9 protein-coding genes and 2 pseudogenes are annotated in these 18,045 nt (G+C 62.8%); 7 read left to right on the top strand and 4 right to left on the bottom strand.

Going from position 1 to position 18,045, the window contains the following annotated elements; all coding sequences use genetic code 11:
• The 4 genes and pseudogenes from K5845_RS20355 to K5845_RS20340 all read left to right on the top strand — a co-directional run.
• Positions 1–974, top strand: a 974-nt coding sequence (locus tag K5845_RS20355; RefSeq protein ID WP_287959875.1) for a type IV secretory system conjugative DNA transfer family protein, incomplete at its 5' end; no start/stop codon positions are given.
• A 207-nt stretch (positions 975–1,181) separates the two neighbouring features.
• Positions 1,182–1,310: pseudogene (locus K5845_RS20350) on the top strand (SAM-dependent methyltransferase); the annotation flags it as partial.
• 783 nt (positions 1,311–2,093) lie between these two features.
• Complete coding sequence (locus K5845_RS20345) at positions 2,094–2,996, top strand: mechanosensitive ion channel family protein (protein WP_046476648.1); 903 nt, start codon at positions 2,094–2,096, stop codon at positions 2,994–2,996.
• A 20-nt stretch (positions 2,997–3,016) separates the two neighbouring features.
• On the top strand, positions 3,017–3,235 hold the full coding sequence (locus K5845_RS20340; RefSeq protein ID WP_287959874.1) for a hypothetical protein: 219 nt from the start codon (positions 3,017–3,019) through the stop codon (positions 3,233–3,235).
• Between the two features lie 52 nt (positions 3,236–3,287).
• On the opposite strand, the gene K5845_RS20335 is transcribed toward K5845_RS20340, so the two are convergent.
• Positions 3,288–4,589 carry an MFS transporter permease gene (locus K5845_RS20335; RefSeq protein ID WP_287959873.1) on the bottom strand — a complete coding sequence of 434 codons (1,302 nt, stop codon included), beginning with the start codon at positions 4,587–4,589 and terminating at the stop codon, positions 3,288–3,290.
• A gap of 320 nt (positions 4,590–4,909) precedes the next feature.
• Entirely contained in the window at positions 4,910–5,314 is a 405-nt protein-coding gene (locus K5845_RS20330) for a hypothetical protein (protein ID WP_287959872.1), read from the bottom strand.
• A 298-nt stretch (positions 5,315–5,612) separates the two neighbouring features.
• Between K5845_RS20330 and K5845_RS20325 the strand changes: the two genes are divergently transcribed.
• On the top strand, positions 5,613–6,236 hold the full coding sequence (locus K5845_RS20325) for a hypothetical protein (RefSeq protein WP_287959871.1): 624 nt from the start codon (positions 5,613–5,615) through the stop codon (positions 6,234–6,236).
• A 395-nt stretch (positions 6,237–6,631) separates the two neighbouring features.
• Positions 6,632–6,892 (top strand): annotated as a pseudogene (locus K5845_RS20320) (hypothetical protein); the annotation flags it as partial.
• A gap of 215 nt (positions 6,893–7,107) precedes the next feature.
• On the opposite strand, the gene K5845_RS20315 reads toward K5845_RS20320, so the two are convergent.
• Complete coding sequence (locus K5845_RS20315) at positions 7,108–7,662, bottom strand: invasion associated locus B family protein (RefSeq protein ID WP_082100999.1); 555 nt, start codon at positions 7,660–7,662, stop codon at positions 7,108–7,110.
• 307 nt (positions 7,663–7,969) lie between these two features.
• On the opposite strand from K5845_RS20315, the gene K5845_RS20310 reads away from it, so the two are divergent.
• The gene (locus K5845_RS20310) at positions 7,970–16,585 is read left to right on the top strand and encodes an autotransporter outer membrane beta-barrel domain-containing protein (protein WP_287959870.1); all 8,616 of its coding nucleotides are present in this window, start codon (positions 7,970–7,972) and stop codon (positions 16,583–16,585) included.
• A 1,117-nt stretch (positions 16,586–17,702) separates the two neighbouring features.
• Here the strand turns inward: K5845_RS20310 and K5845_RS20305 are convergent.
• Complete coding sequence (locus tag K5845_RS20305) at positions 17,703–18,002, bottom strand: copper-binding protein (RefSeq protein ID WP_287959869.1); 300 nt, start codon at positions 18,000–18,002, stop codon at positions 17,703–17,705.
• Between the last annotated feature and the right edge of the window lie 43 nt (positions 18,003–18,045).

Raw genomic sequence — 18,045 nt, 5'->3', positions numbered from 1 at the left:
ACCAGCACTACTGGGTCAACCGCGCACGCGATTTCATCGCCGCCTTCTCCATCATGGTGGCCATCAAACACCCTCCCCAAGCACGCAACCTCGCCTACGTCGCCCGCTACTTGGCGCTGCCCACATCGTTCGAGGACCTGACCAAGCCCGCATACAAAAACAGCGAAACGGCGAAAGTGATTGCCGCCATGAAACAACTGGCCGCAACCGCGAACATCCCATTCCTCGCATCCCAGGCTACCGCCTTGGAGAATGCCCTGTCCGACAACACGCGCCTTGAATCCATCATGGATACCGCACGCCAGTTCTTCACCGCCTTCGACACATCGCCCACCGTGCGCGCAACCCTCGCCACCAGCAACTGGAAGCCCAAGGACCTGCGCTACCGCACCGGCACTTCCATCTACATTTCCCTCAAGCCGGGAGACATCCAGCCCTTCGCCCCACTCATCCGCATCCTCTTCCAGCAACACGCCAACGAACTGATCGACGGATCTTCCGCTAAGCCCGACCAGCTGCCCATCACCTTCTTCCTCGACGAGTTACCTCAGCTCGGTACCATGTCGTCCCTGAACGACCTCCTCGATCTCGGCCGCAGCGCAGGCCTTCGCCTCTGGCTGTTCGGTCAATATTTCGGCCAGTTCCAGAAATCATACCGGGATCTCGCCAAAGGCATCGTAGGCGGCTGCCGCGTCAGCTCGTGGATGCGCCCCGATGACGACGCGGCCGATTACATCAACCCAGCACTTGGCCAGACCTACAGCTACTACTCCGAAGAACGCCAGCCCCTCGCACCGGAAAACCAGCTACGCGGCCGAGAATTCCGCGACGACATCATCGTCCTCTCGCCGGGCGAAACCCCAATGCGCCTCTCCAAATTCTTTGCCTACCGCGAGATGGCCGACCGCATGAGGTTGCCTCCTCCGCCCGTACCAAGCGTTCTCCAAACGCCACAGGCTTCTTCACACCCCTAGGTTTCCTCTCCATCGCCTTCAACCGACAGGAACATTCTATGTCCGAAGATACTGAAGACACCGGTCGCATCGTAGCCTTGAACATCCCCACGAACAGGGAGGCAATGAGTGTCTGCATTGCAAGAAATGTCAGCCACGGCGCAACGCTGTACTGATCCAATCACGCACGATGTACGTTGCTTCGCTCGAGCATGGCCGGAGGTGAAAGCACTTGGCTTTGACGAGCGATTCCGCAGGCTATGGAACTACTACCTCGTCTACTGCGAGGCTGGTTTCGAGGCGGGATGGCTCGATGTCGGCCTCTACCAGCTTAGACATTCTGGGCGAACGAACTAGTCAACTCCCAGCCATCCGATCAAGAGGTCATGCACTTCGCCCAAAGATTTCGACGTCCAAACGCAGCCCCCCCAAGTTTGGTGCTGAAACCGCGCGCATAGCCTCCACGTTGACCGAAGCGCAGAAAAGGATCTTCAAAGCCAAGCCATCATCATCGCCGCTTATGCCAAGTTGGGATTTGTCGATACCAACGAATTGACGCAGCAATTGATGCGAGGATTTCACGAGCGAAATAGCCACGCTGACCGCGGTGCCGCCGATATTGGGTGTCGCGGAGTCCAGAGCAATGTTAATGAGTCATGAGAGTGCCCATCGAGCGCAAAAGCGGCGTGCCGGATCACCTCAACGAATTCGGTAATTTGGCGCTATGCCATGTCGACATAGCGGACACAGTTGAATTGGGTTTGAGCGCGCTAGTGCTTTCCTGACTACGCGTGCTAAAGCGTGCTGACTATTCCGTCCGGACTTGTGTGGGATCTCCAAATGGCTAGGTTTGGTGCCATGGTCGGATCGAATCCTTGGGAACTCCCCGATAAAATGACGTCGGCGATCCGACTGTGGCAGCAATCCACCGCACAAAGTAAGCAATCTGTTTCTCAGATGGTTGTCACGAAGTCCCTTTCTCAAGCGTAGGCCGTTGACTAAACGATATTTTGCGAGCATGCGGCGCGGCCACCGCTGCTACGCAGCGGCGATCTACCGGTTGCATGCGAATGATTGTCCGTCCTGCCTTGTCTGCTGTACGGGCGTTGCGCAGTGCGGCTAAGTGGGAGAGGTCTGATAATGAGCCCGAAGCAGAATGTTCGTCGGCTTGTCTGGCCGGCCATATTGACATTGGCCAGCCTCGGGCTGGTTCTGGCACCGTCGCCACTTGTCGCGCTCTTCGGCGATAGTGAAACCTTGCGGCTTGCCCTCACCGCGTTGGCCTATTTTGCAACAGCCTGGCTTATCAGCAGGATCACAGCGCTAGCGCTCGATCGGGCAGCGACGAAGCGACGGCCTTATCCGCGCCTGCTCAAGGATTTGGTCGCGGCAATGTTGTTCCTGGTCGCTTTCGCCGCAGTGGTTTCGCTCTTTATGGGGAAGGGCGCGTTAGGGGCGCTTGCGGGATCAGGCTTGGTGCTCGCTATGCTGGGTTTCGCCATTCGCAACGTCGTCGCCGACACATTGTCCGGGGTCGCTCTCGGCATCGAAGGGCCATTCCGCATCGGCGACTGGGTCGATATCGACGGGCTGGCACGCGGCGCTGTGATCGAGATCGGCTGGCGCACCACACGTCTTCTAACCCGTGACCGTACCTATGTGATCCTCCCCAACAGTCAGATTGCGCGCCAGCGCATTACCAACTATTCCGCGCCCAAACCAGAATATCGTACCCAGGTCAGTATCACCCTTGATCATAGTATGCCTATTGGGCGCGCGCGCGAGGTGATGGTAGAGGCTCTGAAAGCCGCGAAACTCATCCAGCAAGAACCTCCACCTGATGTGCGTGTCTTGGCCTACGAAGAGGGCGGGATCACCTATGCGTTGCGCTATTGGCTGTCCCGGTTTGACCGCGATATTGATTGCCGCGACGAGGTCTTTACGCTTGTAGACGAAGCGTTGCGTCAAGCCGGAAACATAGCCCCATATCGCCGGATAGAAATGATCCCGACAGCCGTTCAAACAACAGAATCGAGTCCTTAGGCGCAACATTGGCTGGGAGGATGGTGAGGGGCTCGCCATCCTCTTATACAACCGGCAGCCTCGACCTCAAAGGTCATGCCATCGCCGAGGCGTCTGGAGCAACTGTCAGCTTAGAATATCAAGGTACGACACTCGCTGGATCGGTGCTCAGTTTCACGGCTGACAAGTCGCCGGCTGAACTCAAGCGGCTTGTCAGCGACAGGCTTAGGGAGCACGCGCGCTACGCCGCTATGCTCTAGGAAAAGACGCACTGCTGGCGGGTCAACTATGTCAGGGAGTTCAGCGTCACTCTTACGTTGTCTGGACTTCGTCCAAGCCCGAAGCAGCCAATACGGCCATCGCCGCCATTAATGCAAACAGCGCCAGCACCGTGCCAACGCCGAACCACTGAGCAATGATGCCAAATACACCGCCGGCAAGAAGAATAAGGCCCACCACCGAATTACTAAGTGCAGTATAGGTGGCACGGCTGTCGAGATCAGCCATATCGACGATGTGCACCGAGCGCCCAAGCCGAACCCCTTGATGCGCGATCATGAGCACAAACAACATTGCGGGCAGCAGCAGTGCGGTCTCCAATTGGTCCGGCATCGCTAGCGCCGTGAGCGCGCACACGGCATTAGCCAGTGACGCCAACGCAGCCGAATACATCAACACCTGCCGGCTCGATCGGTCTGCGAGTCGCCCCCAGATATAGGAACTCGACAGACTTGCAGCAGCAGCCGCTATCATAAACAGACCTAGCGTGCCCAGCCCGCTTGGTTCGCGGTCACCGCTAAGCGCGATGTAAAAGGGTGGTGCGAGCGCCGTCGACAATAGCAAGGCGCGTGTCGCAATGAAGTGCTGCAAACGCGCGTCACGACGCAAGAGCGCCAATTGTGCAACGACAGCGGCAAAGCCGTCGATTCCGCCTTCAGTCGCGCCGCGATCTTCACGGATCGATCCAAATAAAAATGCAGCAAGCAGCCACGCCATACCGCCGAGAATTACGGCACCAGCGACGACCGGAATACTGAGCGGTATCCAGCCGGTCGCATAACCAGCAGCCAACAGCAGCGTTGCAGCCGCCGCGATGCTTCCTGCGATACCACTGACAGAGCCACGGCGCCCCCTGTCCACGGTCTTTGCCAGCACGTCCTTGTGCGCGATCGAGCATAGGCTGCGCCCGAGGGCAAACGCCGCGATAAGGCCGATCGCCAGGATGCCGGCTATGCTGCCCGTAAGCATCAGAACGACCAATCCGAATCCAAAAATCGCGAGACCTTGCACAACACAGCCCACAACATAGGCGGTCTTGCGAATGTTCATGCGTCGAACACGCGCCGAAATCAGGAGTTGCGGTAGCATGGCAAGCGATTCACGCACGGGCACCAATAGTCCAATCGCCCAGGTTGGCGCACCAATCGCGTCGAGTAACCAGGCAAGCACCAGTTTGGTATCAGCAAGTCCCTCGCCGATCCTCGTGAGGCTCAGAGACACGACATGCAAGCGGTAATTGCGCGGTTGCTCCCGACAGGCGGATTCCGGAAGATCGCGACAAACTTGCGCCAGCTCGTCGTCGCCAACGAGCAATCCATGAAGATCGCCGTTCATCAGAAGCGATAATCATCAGAAGAGATAGATTGCGGCTGTGCCGGTTCGCGTTCGCATTTTTTCGGCAAGCCCATGCCCTCAGTCAACGTCACCCCCCACAAGGCCAAACGAAAGAACGAAATCACGGCCGAACAGGCATCCCCGCACGGCCAAAGAAGAGGCGCGCCCTCAAGTGTAGGATCTGTCCTGTATCCGACAACCAGGGAACACACATCCAGGTGACATGCAAAAAGCAGGAGACACATGCCCCTTTGCGGGAAGACAGCTATTTCCCCGCAGCAAGCCAAAAGTGCACGCGCGTGTCAATGTCGACAGTAGCCCTACCCTCTGAACATCCGAAGGCCGCGCTTCTTTTTCGATGCGGCCTTTTGGTTTTCTGGCTTTTCGAGCACCGGCGCTTCCAGCACAGGCTCTGAAAGCTCCTGCACCTCTTTCAGTTCCCGCACGATATTCTCCTGGTTGTGATCCGTCAGAGCCGTCAGGAAATCCCGCAGGACTTCATCACGCTCGACGCTTCCCAGCGCCTTCATCTGCAGCACGGCATCCGGTTCCAACCTGTCGAGGGCGGCCGCCAGGTCCTGTTCCGCTTTCCGGCGGTCGATGCCGGTCTCCTCCGTCATCTCCTGTGTCCGGGCAAAAGCCAGCAGCGCCTTGTTCAAACCGCCCAGCGCCGCCTTGCGCTCACGCGCCAGCTTCCCAAGCTTTTGCCTGTCCCACATCGCCAAGCCCTTCAATGCCGCAACAGAGGTTCACCGTATATCGCTTTCGCCCAACCCCGCATCCCGGGACAGCATTCCATTTTTCGCAATCCACCGCACCCGCACAAGCCATTTCGATATGCACTCACCGCTTTTCCCACACCGTCTGCTCTCGCCGTAGCAATGTGCGCTCCGTGTACGCAAGTGACCATTCCGTGCGCACATGCGTTGACCAGCCTTGGCCATGCCGTCAGCCTTCCCGCACCCCACGCAACAACAACAAGAAGAGTTCGGTGGATGTTGATCAACAAGGAAGCGTATATCCATGGACCAAACCATCCCGACCTTTTCCGCAAACCTCTATCCTAAGAAGCGCACCAACCGTAACGGCAAGTCACTGCCCAACCTCAAAGGTTACGTCGCCGCCCATGACAATCCCGACCGCCAGTTCAACGTCGCCGGCTGGAGCACATCCTTCACCAATGCCAAAGGCGTTATCCTCACCGCCTACAACGGCCAGGTCGAACCCTTCGCCCGCAGCGACAGCGCCCGCGACAAGATGCGGGCCGGTGCCGAAGACAACATCGGCCCCGCCGTCGAGGTGAACGGCATGAAGCTCGAGTCCGGCCGCTTCGTGCTGTTCGAATCCGAATTGCCCAACGGCGAGTTGACCGAGGAAGGCTTCCGCCGCGCCGACATTTACGGCTGGTGGAACGACAAGGGCGTCATCCGCGACATCAGCGGCTGGACCAACCAGCATGAAGGCGGCCGCCTCTCCGTGGTCGGCAGCGTCCAGAAGCATTGGGAAAGGGAGCAGGATTCTCCCGACGCCGCCCCGGAAAACGCCAAGGTATCGGCCAAGAAGCTCAAGAAGATGCAGGAAGCCGCCGCGCACGCCGAGGAACCCGTCTTCGGGTACGACGCACCGACCGAGGAACGCACCTTCTAAGTCAGGGTACGTGGCACAGCAGGGGCTCCATCAGGGGCCTTTGTTTTATGATGTATATGCTAAATATGATGCAGGGGGCTCAACCCTGTGAGCCGGCTAGGCTTTATCCCGCGCAATGGCAAGCCACGCTTAAAATCGACTAGTGACGCACTGCGCGAGGTCCTTGTAAGATGTCTCCTTACCGTGTCCGATCCTGAGGCGCAGTGCTCAACGTCGCAAAGGACATTGCGACCGGCCCCAGGGCAATAAACGTGCGTTGTATCCTTATATTCTGCAGTGTGCGTATCAGCGCACACTCCGGGACAACCCGATCCAGCAACTCTATCGCCTGACGTGTCTGACGCTGTCCATGCTCGACGCTGTGCATGCCGACGAGGTAGTCCCCGCCCTTAAACACGTCGCCCCAGAAGGCCGCAGAGACTTTCAGGAATCACCTCAGCGGCCCCGGAGCCAGCCGGGTTTCCTTCGCCGCCATAACAATGGAGCGCCTGTTCGAAGCCATCGCCTTCGCTGAACCGCCGGACCACTTCGACGCGCTCTACAGCCGCTACGGAGACTGGCATCAGCTTGTCGACAAGGTCAAACTCTACGCCGACGAAATCCATGCCCAGCAGGATGTGACGCCGCTGCCGAATCCGGAGCAGAACGGTGCCTAGATTTCTCCCAAACGCGACAATCGAGAGGGTCGGGAACCATTTTGGATGAAAGAGTTTGCTCTGCCCCGTTGACACTGAAAATTTGTAGCTTGTCCAGATGATAGGCGAGAGCTCCGCTGACCCACTGCACTGGCTATCGAGCGGCGCAAATCTTCAAAGAAAAGGTCTCCAGTGCGCGGCCTGACCGCGCCGCACTCATGAGGGTGGTTAGCACGCTATTGCCGCAGCTTTGCGTACGCTTCCTTGAAACCGCTCAGCGTAATCGGCACACGCACCTCCTCCTTCTGCAGATTGCGGAAGGCGACCGTCATCGTCTTCCCGGACTGCAGCATCTTCAGGTTCGCGTCGTCGATCGGCAGCCCGGCATAGCAGCCCTTCTGATCGCACGTCTGAACGTCATGCTTTTTGCTCACCTTGCCGTCTATGTCGAGCGTCACGCCGTCGGGCAGGAACAGCCCGTGCGGTAGATGCAGCATCATCGCTCCCGTCTTGGACTCCGGCGGAATGCGCACGGTCACGGCAATTAGAAGCTGTCCGGTCTTCTGGACCACGAGGCGCTGGCTCGCTTCGCACGGGACCTCCCCGCCAGTGGAGGCGCAGTTGACGAGCCATGGAACGGACAGCGCCTGGGGCGAAGCTTGTGCGGCGCCCGCTTTGTCAGCAGACGCTGCCGGCGGTGTCTTTCCCTTCCCCTTCTCTTGAGCGCCGGCCACGCCGGTAAGCATGATGATACCCGCGATGAACGCCGCAACTGAAACCACTCTCGACATCTCTACCCCCTACGACACGAATCAGACCGTCCGTGTCGCTATATTGAACCATCATGTCAACGTCTTGGTCCGTATGCAGTGTTTCCGAAATACCACTCCAGGGAGTCAACCGATGCACGCAAAAGTGATTTTCGTACTCATATTCCGTGCATACCATTCACTTACGCGGATCAAGCAATTACAAACTGTGCAGGGGTAGGCGGGATAGTGCTGTTTTCAGCGCTGAGAGGTGTCGTGTTGCCTCGCTTCGGACAGCGCGATGCTACCGGAGCAACACAGTCGGTGTCAGCGTACGGTAGCTTACATTATGTCGCGTCGCGTTCTCGGAATTGCCCCGAAGCTCTTGAGTTTTGTCTCCACTCGGCGTCTGGAACGCGTCAAGGCTATTGCGGCGAGCGCCGTCATAGCGCTTCTCGCCTTCGCAGCGCCCACATCTCAGGCACTCGCGCAGGGCGCCAACTCGACCTGCAGCACCAGCGGCTCAGCGGCGACCTGCTCCGGCGTGCCGACCGGTGGCATCAGTTACAATGACGCTGGTTTCAGCTACGTCACGGTGAACGCTCCCGCCGGTCCACCGGTCAACGTCTCGACGACGGGCGTCCTGGTCCGGGAGCGCGGCAATTTCGGTGGCGACGGCACCGATATCGAATTTACCGTCGAATACATCGACAACGTCAATAACGAGGACGGCAGCGAAGGCCCCGACGGCATCCCGGACGATGCCAACAATGATGGCCTTCCCGACGTCGACATCAACGGCGACGGCATCGTAGACGTCGACCTCGACGGTGACGGGCTTCCGGATGTCGACCTCGACGGTGACGGCATTCCCGATGAGGATGCGACTGACGGCAGCAACGCCAGCGCGGCCGGCACCGTCAACCTAATCAACAATGCTAGCTTCACGGCCAACGGTCATGGCCTGCATGCAGAAGCCGAAGGCGGCAAGGGCGGCAAAGGCGGCACCAAAACAGTTCTCGGACTCTACACGAAGGGCAAAAAAGGCGGCAACGGTAACGACGGCGGATCGGTCGTCGTCACCAATTCAGGTGAGATCGTAATTGTCGGTGCCAGCCGCTATGGCGTCTTCGCAACCAGTGAGGGCGGCAAGGGCGGGAATGGCGGCGGGGCCGGCGGCCTCGTCGCCGAACCGGGCGCAGGCGGCCGGGGTGGCGATGGCGGCGAGGTCTTCGTCGATCTCAAGGCCTCCTCGAGCATCACAACCACTGGCAACGATAGCCACGGCGTGCTGGCGCAAAGCCGCGGCGGTGACGGCGGTGAGGGCGGCGACTCCGACGGCGCCGTCGCGCTCGGCAGTAAGGGCGGCAACGGCGGCAAGGGCGGTAAAGTCACCGTCAACAACGCCGGAGACATCACCACGAGTGGCGACGCCGCATACGGCATCTTCGCGCGCAGCTACGGTGCCGGCGCTGGCTCGGGCTCGGATTCTGGCGGCATTTACGCCATCGGCGGCAACGGCGGCAGCTACGCCGATGGCAGCGCGGTCACCGTCACAAATACTGGAACCATCACCACAAGTGGTGCCGGATCATTCGGCGCTATCGCCCAATCGGTGGGCGGCGGCGGCGGAGACGGCGGTAGCTCGGGCGGCGTCTTCGCCACAGGCGGTCGTGCCGGTTCTGGCGGCCAAGGCGCCGCCGTCACGGTCACGCAAGGCAACAACGGCGTCATCGCCACGACTGGGGACCGCGCTGCGGCGCTCGTTGCGCAGTCCATCGGTGGCGGCGGCGGCAACGGCGGCAATGCGACGTCGGTCTCGCCCTCCTCGGCAGTCTCGGTTGGCGGCTCCGGCGGGCCGGGTGGCGATGGCGGCACTGTCACCGTCACCGCCGGTGGAGTTCTGATTACGGCCGGCAATGAAGCCAACGCCATCCTCGCCCAGTCGATCGGCGGCGGCGGCGGCAACGGTGGTCGTTCCATCTCGGCCGGCTTCAGTGTTGGCACCGGCGTCAATACCTCGGTGGCCGTTGGCGGCTCGGGCGGTGACGGCGGCGACGGCGGTGTCGTCGATCTCACGGCCAACGCCCTTATCGCCACTGCAGGCGACCGCTCCAGCGGCATCGTCGCGCAATCGATCGGCGGCGGCGGTGGCAATGGCGGCATGGGGATCGCAGGCTCAATCAGCGCCGGCGCCAGTGCCAGCGTTGGTGTCGGCGGTGCTGGCGGCAAAGGTGGCTCGGCCTCTAACGTCACCGTCGACGTTGAGAGCGGCGTCATTCTGACCGAAGGCGTCGGCTCCTACGGCATATTTGCCCAGAGTGTCGGCGGCGGCGGCGGCTCAGGGGGCCTTTCCGTTGCGGCAGGCGCCAGCATTGGAGGCAATCTCAACGTCGCCCTTGGCGGCGCGGGCGGAGATGGCGGTACCGGCGCAGCCGTTGACGTGTCGAACGCCGCATTGATCGAGACGCTGGGCGACGGCGCCTACGGCATCCTTGCCCAGAGCATCGGCGGGGGTGGCGGCGAAGGCGGCATGTCGGTGGCAGCAGGCCTCAGCAACACCGCGGCTGTCGGAATTTCCGTCGGCGGCAGCGGGGGTAGTGGCAATAACGGCGGCACCGTCAACGTCGACAACACCGGCCGCATCATAACCCGCGGCGCCCAGGCCTACGGCATCCTGGCCCAGTCGGTCGGCGGCGGCGGTGGTGCTGGCGGCAGCTCCATCGCGGCCAGCGGCGCGGGTGGCGTGGCAGCGGGAAGCGTGGCGCTCGGGTTCGGCGGCTCCGGCGGCGGTGGCGGCGGTGGCGGCGCGGGCGGCACCGTCACCCTCGGCAACACCGGCGATGTCACGACGGGGGGGGCGGGCTCCAGCGCCCTTGTCGCCCAATCGGTCGGCGGTTCGGGTGGAACTGGCGGCCTTGCTGTCGCTGGCGCGCTCACCGCCTCCACAAGCGCGGGCGGCGCTGTCAGTGTCGGGCTCGGCGGCAATGGTGGCGACGGCGGCACGGCGGGCACCGTTACTCTGATCAACAGTGGCGCGCTTTCGGCCAGCGGCGATGGTGCCTCCGGCATTGTCGCTCAATCGCTCGGCGGCGCCGGTGGTATCGCCGGCATATCCGTCGCCGGTGCGCTCAACATCAGCGGCGGCAGCGGTGCTTCCGCCGGCGTGTCGCTGGGCGGCTCGGGCGGTACTGGCGGCACGGCCGGCACGGTCAGCGTCAGCAACGATGGCGCCATCTACACTTCAGGTGCCGACGCCTACGGCGTTCTCGCCCAATCGATTGGCGGCTCGGGCGGCGTCGGTGGCCTTTCCGTCGCCGGTGCCCTCAACGGCACGTCGGGCAGCGGCGGCTCAGCCGCGGTCAGCCTCGGCGGCCCCGGCGGCGAGGGCGGCAGAGGCGGCAGCGTCAACATCACCAACAATGCCATAATCGTAACGAACGGCGCTCGCGCCATCGGCGTTGCAGCCCAATCGATCGGTGGCGACGGCGGCGCCGGCGGCCTCTCTGTCGGTCTGGCCTCGAGCGGATCGGCGTCGGCGAGCACGGGCTCCGCCTCCGTCTCCCTCGGTGGCTCGGGCGGTGACGGCGGCAGGGGCGGCGCAGTCAACCTGACCAACAACGCCGACATCTTCTCCGTTGGACTCGCAGAAGATCCGGAGTCCGGCGAGCGCATCAACACTGACGCCTACGGCCTGCTTGCCCAGTCCATTGGCGGTTCGGGTGGCATTGGCGGCCTCGGTGGCTCGGCGGCAATCGCCCTCGGTAGCTCCGGCGCGGCGGCGGCCAGCGTCGCCATCGGCGGCGCCGGCGGTGATGGAGGACGCGGCGGCACGGTCGACCTAGCCAACCTCGGCAATATCTTCACCATTTCCGACCGCTCGCACGGCATCGTTGCCCAGTCGATCGGCGGTAACGGTGGCGCAGGGGGTGCTTCGGTCAACCTGTCCTTCGCCTTCACCACCTCCGGTACCGGCGGCGCAGCCGGCGCCTCGGTCGGCGGCAGCGGCGGCAACGGCGGCGTCTCGGACCGCGTCGCTGTCGACAGCACCGGCAACGTTCTGACGACCGGCGACATGGCCTATGGCATTCTCGCGCAATCGATCGGCGGCAATGGCGGCGCGGGCGGCTTCTCGATCAACGCGTCTGGGAGCGTCACGCGCGCGACCAGCGGCTCCATCGGCATCTCCTTGGGCGGCGAGGGCGGCAACGGCGGCACGGCTGGCGACGTCATCGTGGGGTCGGCCCAGGGCATCGACGGCATCATCGCCACGACGGGCGGGCACTCGGCGGCGATCGTCGCCCAGTCGATCGGCGGCAGCGGCGGCGCGGGAGGCTTTAGCGGCAACCTAAACGGCTCGGTCAACACCTCCACCGGCAGCCGCAGCCTAGCGCCCAGCGTCACCATTGGTGGGTTCGGCGGCGACGGCGGCCGCGCCGGCACCGTCAACGTCACGACGGCAAGCACCGCAATCATCAGCACCACCGGCGATTTCGCATATGGCATCCTGGCCCAATCGGTCGGCGGCAATGGCGGCAACGGCGGCGGAGCCCTCGGGCTCGCCCTCGGCGGCGGGGACTCGGCTAACGTCTCGCTGGCGCTCGGCGGCGCCGGCGGCAGCGGCGCCATCGGCAACGCCGTCTCCGTCGGCAACGACGGCCTCATCATCACCGGCGACCCCGAGCACGCGGATGCCGGTCAGAACGCCCATGGCATCCTGGCCCAATCGATCGGCGGCAGCGGCGGCGCCGGCGGCTTTTCGGGCTCCTTCACCTTCGGCGTGACCAATTCCAACATGCTGTCGGTATCGGTCGGAGGCTTCGGCGGCACCGGTAATGACGCCGGCCTTGTTGACGTCACCAATAACGGCGACATCATTGTGTCCGGTGAACACGCCGTCGGCATCCTGGCGCAATCGATCGGCGGTGGCGGCGGCGCCGGTGGCGACAGTGGCAGCTTCTCTGGCGGGGTCGGTCCCAAGACCCAGAGCCTGGCGCTGAGCGTCGGCGGCTTCGGCGGCGCCGGCGGCGACGGCGACAAGGTTGACGTCACCAACGCCGGCTCGATCACCACCCTCGGCACCCACGGCCACGCCATCCAGGCGCAATCCATCGGCGGCGGCGGCGGCAAGGGCGGCATCTCGACCGCTGCCACCACGGCCCTCAACGCCGCGATTTCGGGCACCTACTCGCTGACACTCGGCGGTTTCGGAGGCGCGGGCGGCGATGCCGACACGGTTACCGTCACCAACTCCGGAGAGATCATCACCGCCTATCATGGAGCCTACGGCGTCTATGCCCAGAGCGTTGGCGGCGGCGGTGGCGACGGCGGCGGCAGCCGCGGCTTCTCGGTCCTGCATCACGATTTGAGCAGCCAGGTGAAGCCAGGCAAGCAGCTCGCCATTGCGGTCGGCGGCTTCGCCGGCGCCGGCGGTGACGGCGGCGATGTCGACGTGGAAAACTCCGCTTTGATCCTGACGCAAAGCAACGGATCTGTCGGCATCTTCGGCCAGTCGATCGGCGGCGGCGGTGGCGCAGGGGGCAGTTCCTCCGTCGGCGCCAAGGAACTCAAGACGAAGTTCGAAGCTCAAGGCACGGTCAAGAAGAACTTCCGCAGCCAGAAGTACAAGCTTTCGGTGGGCGGCTTCGGTGCACGAGGCGGCGCCGCGGGCACCGTCGACATCTCCAACTCTGGCAACATCGGAACGATGGGTGACGGCGCGACCGGAATCTACGCCCAGAGCGTCGGTGGCGGTGGCGGCGCCGGCGGCCTGTCCGGTTCGGCCCTGTCCGGCGATATCTCGATCGGCGGCTACGGCGGTGCCGCGAGCGACGGCGGCAAGGTCGTCGTGTCGAACACCGGGCAGATCGTCACCGAGGGCCATCTCGCCAACGGCATTTTCGCACAGTCGGTCGGCGGTGGCGGCGGCGACGGCGGCTCGGCCGACCTCGGCAGCGCCAGCTCAGAATTTCGCAACGAGTTCATTAAGGCCATCCGTAAAGTGGGCTTCAACGCTGCCGTCCAGGAGACGCAGGAAAGCAGCATCAAGCCGCATTATGGCATCTCCGTCGGCGGCGTCGGCGGCGCTGCCGGTGACGGCGACACCGTGACCGTCTGCAACGGCGCCGCCTACGACGCGACGGCCGGCACTTGCTCGGGCGCCGTCACGGAGGTGGCCATCGTCACCTCGGGTACCGCCTCACACGGCATCTTTGCTCAGAGCGTTGGCGGCGGCGGCGGCGTTGGCGGCAACGCCCATCTCGCCAATGGTGGCAAGACCGCCATCGGCGGTCTCGGCGGCGCGGCCGGCGACGGCGGCGACGTGACTGTGGTCCAACGCGGTGACATCGTCACCTTGGGTCAGGGCTCCTACGGCATCTTCGCGCAATCGGTCGGCGGTGGCGGTGGCGTCGCTGGGGACATCACCTATGGCGTCGAGAAGACCGGCGTCGACGAAACGCGCGCCGTGCGCGACACCTCGGCCAACAAGTTCGACGGCGAAGGCATCGACCTTGACGGCGACGGCACCTTGACGGACGAGGAAAAGACCGAGACCGAGAACCTCTTCGCCGACGTGCTCGACGACAACGGTCTGCCGATCTCGGAAGAGGCGGTGGCGAACTTCACCAGCGCCTTCGAAAATCTCCCGGAAGCGATCAAGAATGAGATCCTGAGCGGCCTGCCCGCCGAGATCCGCCCGCTCATCACCAACGGCGACGATTACCTCGAGTACGTTAAGGCTTACCTCCAGGCATCCTCGACGGATTCCGTCGTCTTCAAGGGGGGCGAGTATGGGTTCCGCGACGGCATCTCCGGCGACGGCGGCAACGTGACCGTCTCAAGCGAGGGCACCATCATCGCGATGGGTGGCATGAGCGATGATCCCGAGCAGCGCGCCGGATCGATCGGCATCTTCGCGCAGTCCGTCGGCGGCGGCGGCGGCATCGTAAGCAACACGCAGGCGATCAACGAAGCCGAGTTCGACAACAACGGCGACGGCGATTTCGATGATGTTGAGGACGGCCTCGATCTCAACGGCGACGGCGACAAGACCGATATCGTCGAAGTGGCAGACGGCACGGCGTTCGCGGGCTCGACCGGCGGCGAAGGCAAGGGCGGCGAGGTCTCGGTCAGCCACATGGGCAGCATTTATGCCCCGTCGTGGAACGGCTACGGCATCTTCGCGCAGTCGGTCGGCGGCGACGGCGGCAGCAATATCATCGTCAATGTCGACGAAGGTACCATCCAGGGCGGCGAGAACATGGGCGCGGCCATTAGGCTCGACGGCGGCGCCGACAACATCATCACCATCGGCGCCGACAGCACCATCCATGCGGTCAGCGACCGCGCCATCATGGCGACCGACGGTAACGACGCGGTGGAAAGCGCGGGCTACGTCATCGGCAACATCGATCTGGGACTTGGGGCCAACCGCTACTGGAACAAGACGGGCGGCGTCCTCGAAACCCGCGACACCGTCAATCTCAACGGCGGCACTCTGACCAACGACGGCGATCTCGTGATTGCCGGCTCGGACAACGTCGGCTCAACTGAGTTCACCGGCGATTTCGTGCAGTCGGCGGGCGCGAGCTTCCACGTCGATCTCGGCTTCGGCGTTGGTCCCGGGGCCTCCGACATCCTCTTGGCAGCGGGCGCCGCCGACGTCTCCGGCGTCATCGTGCCGACGCTCAAGTCGTTCGCAGCCGTCCGCCCGGCCGAGACGGTCATCAGCGCCGCCAACGGCCTCACCGCCAACGGCGTCACCGTGGTCGACAGCGCTGCGGTCGACTACGAGGTGTTCGCCGACGGCAACGACCTCAAGGTCGGCATCCGCAATGTCGACTTCACATCCTTCGACGGGCTGACGGCGAGCCAGGCCTCCGCCGGCGCCTACATCGAGCGCATCCTCAACGGCGACGGCTCGCCGGCGCTCGCCAGCCTGTTCGCGTTCCTCGCCAACCAGCAGGACCCGGCGGTCATCGCCTCGGTCATGGAGCGCATGAGCCACGAGCCCCATACGGCGAAGGAGACGTCGACTGTCAACGCCGCGCTCAACTTCACCAACCAGCTGATGAGCTGCCCGGTGAATGCCCCCGGGGCCCAGGGAACGATCAAGGAGGGGCAGTGCTACTGGGCCAAGGCGTCCGCCGGCTACACCAGTATCGACGGTTCCAACGGCAGCTCGGGCGTCAACGAGACGACCTACACCTTCACGTCGGGCATGCAGGTCGCCCTCGACGCCAACTGGCGCGCGGGCCTCGCCATCGGCTACGAGAAGTCGCAGATCAATGTCGGCAATCTGTCACGCAGCGAAGGCGACAGCGGCAGCATCGGCGGCGTGCTCAAGTTCCAGACGGGCTCGTGGATCCTCGCGAGCGGCATCACGGCCGGCCACGGCTGGTACGACACAGACCGTTACCTCAACCTCGGCGCCATCCTGCCCGGCGCCGATCAGGCCAACGCCAACCACGAACTGAGCCACGCCAACCTCCGGCTCAGAGCCGCCAACGTCGTCGATCTCGGCGCCCGGCTGTACCTCAAGCCCATGGTCGACCTCAATGCCACCTATCTCTACCAACACGGCTTCAGGGAGACCGGCGCCGGTGCCCTCAATCTCTCCGTCGAAGGCGACGGGCGCTGGCTGTTCTCGGCGACGCCCGCCATCGAGCTCGGCGCGCAGCTCGACGGCTACGACGGCTATCAGATCCGCCCGTTCCTCCGCGCCGGCGTCACGCTGTTCGGCGACGACCTCTTCGCATCCAACGCTTCGCTCGAGGGCGCGCCCGCTTCTGCTGGCCAGTTCTCGGCCGAGAGCGAGACCGATCAGATCGTCGCCGAGTTCAGCGCCGGCATCGACATTCTGAGCAAGGACGACACGTTTGATCTGAAGCTCGGCTACGACGGTCGGTTCGGCGACACGCTGGAAACCCACATCGGTCGGGTGAACTTCAGCACGCGGTTCTAGAGGCAGTTGGGCAATGTTCGCTGCTCTTGCCCTTGGTACGAATAATTTCCGGCTAGAGGCATTGACGTCTCGCTACAGTCCTCTGCTACATTTCAGAGGTTAGCGGCGCACAAGGCCACTGATCTTCCGAAGGAATTCGGCTTGGGGTGGCCTTCGAAGCGTGACTTGTCACCGTTGCACTTCTGAGAGGCTGGGATCTCGGGCAGGCCGTGCCGGTCTGCTATCAGCACGAAACCGCGTCCGAGCACATGGTCACCAATAGATGAGGGCCCGCCGCAATAGCCGCAGACCTTGTTCTTGAAGCGCTTGCTCTCACTGCTTGCTCTTACTCATGTGCGACCTGTGAGAACGAATCGGGCGACAGTCGAACGGTACGCGCAGTCTGAGCAACCAGGGATAGACGCACTACCTAGAGGTGATAGTTGGCAGCCCGTGGAAATTCGAGTCGTCTGGACTACCCTCTAGCTGAGGGAAGCACTGGGAGCAGCTATGATTCGTGGAACCGCGGCGTCCGCAAAGCGCTGTCTAGCGGACGTCCGTCGACATCAATTTGCAGCGGTAAGCACTATCTCAGTCGGGTCGGCTTTCTCGGCAGAAGGGTCATAAGGGCACGTCAGCTTTGCCGAGAAAGCAGCCATTGGCAATCCCCTACGCAGCAAGCGAATTTTCCCAACAGACCACTTCAGGAGCGCCCCGACGAGCGGACAGGTGGGGACGGAGCGCAACTCGTCCCGCCGCAAAATGAAGTCTGCGGCATCGATCCGAGTAAGAATCTGATCTGAATGATACGTCCGTCAGGAACCTATATGGACCAGACTCCGGATCCGGTCGCTAATCGCTCCCGCTCGTCCGGAAATCATTAAGCCAATATTAGCTGACCGGCAGTCTATGGGGGGGGCTATCGAGAAAAACCGGCTGTTCCTCCTGACCGTCGGTGCTACTGGATCGCCCGGGTGTATTTTCGCACATGAAGCCCGGCTGCTTCCTAGAAAGGCAAGCTACCTCACACGAGCGGGCGCACGTCCGCCGCCTGTCCGTCGGCACAGCAGCACGTGAGCAGGCCGGTTTGGTAAGATCTCGGCCACGTCGCAGTGCTGCTGAGGCCCAACGCAACTCCTTACCTGCTCTTCTCAATCTTCGTGACCGTGATCTGCCCGTTGACCCGCTCGGCTGAGAATTGGATCTTATCTCCCGGCTTGACGCTGTTTAGCATCTCCGCATCTTTGGCCTTAAAGACCATCGTCATAGATCCCATGTCGAGGTTCGGGATAGGGTCGTGCTTGATCGTCATCTTTCCAGCGTCGGGATTGAGTTTTTTCACCTCTCCCGCAACCATCGGCGCCTCTTGAGCACTTGCAATCTGCGCCATGCTGGAAAAGGCGAAGGCCATCACTACGGCGATCAGGAACTTACGCATTGAGATCTCCTTACATTCTTCTGGGGGATGCGGTTTCCTCTGA

The sequence above is a fragment of the Filomicrobium sp. genome (genome assembly GCF_025698805.1).
GTDB classification, from domain to species: Bacteria; Pseudomonadota; Alphaproteobacteria; order Rhizobiales; family Hyphomicrobiaceae; genus Filomicrobium; species Filomicrobium insigne.
The sequence above is the reverse complement of the archived record's forward strand: the minus strand, read 5'-3'. Positions and strand labels throughout refer to the sequence as shown.

What these genes read in the sequence shown, in the direction of transcription:
- K5845_RS20335 (WP_287959873.1), bottom strand. Translation starts at nt 4,589, where the DNA reads ATGAACGGCGATCTTCATGGATTGCTCGTTGGCGACGACGAGCTGGCG.
- K5845_RS20345 (WP_046476648.1), top strand. Translation starts at nt 2,094, where the DNA reads ATGAGCCCGAAGCAGAATGTTCGTCGGCTTGTCTGGCCGGCCATATTG.
- K5845_RS20325 (WP_287959871.1), top strand. Translation starts at nt 5,613, where the DNA reads ATGGACCAAACCATCCCGACCTTTTCCGCAAACCTCTATCCTAAGAAG.
- K5845_RS20340 (WP_287959874.1), top strand. Translation starts at nt 3,017, where the DNA reads ATGGTGAGGGGCTCGCCATCCTCTTATACAACCGGCAGCCTCGACCTC.
- K5845_RS20315 (WP_082100999.1), bottom strand. Translation starts at nt 7,662, where the DNA reads ATGTCGAGAGTGGTTTCAGTTGCGGCGTTCATCGCGGGTATCATCATG.
- K5845_RS20305 (WP_287959869.1), bottom strand. Translation starts at nt 18,002, where the DNA reads ATGCGTAAGTTCCTGATCGCCGTAGTGATGGCCTTCGCCTTTTCCAGC.
- K5845_RS20310 (WP_287959870.1), top strand. Translation starts at nt 7,970, where the DNA reads ATGTCGCGTCGCGTTCTCGGAATTGCCCCGAAGCTCTTGAGTTTTGTC.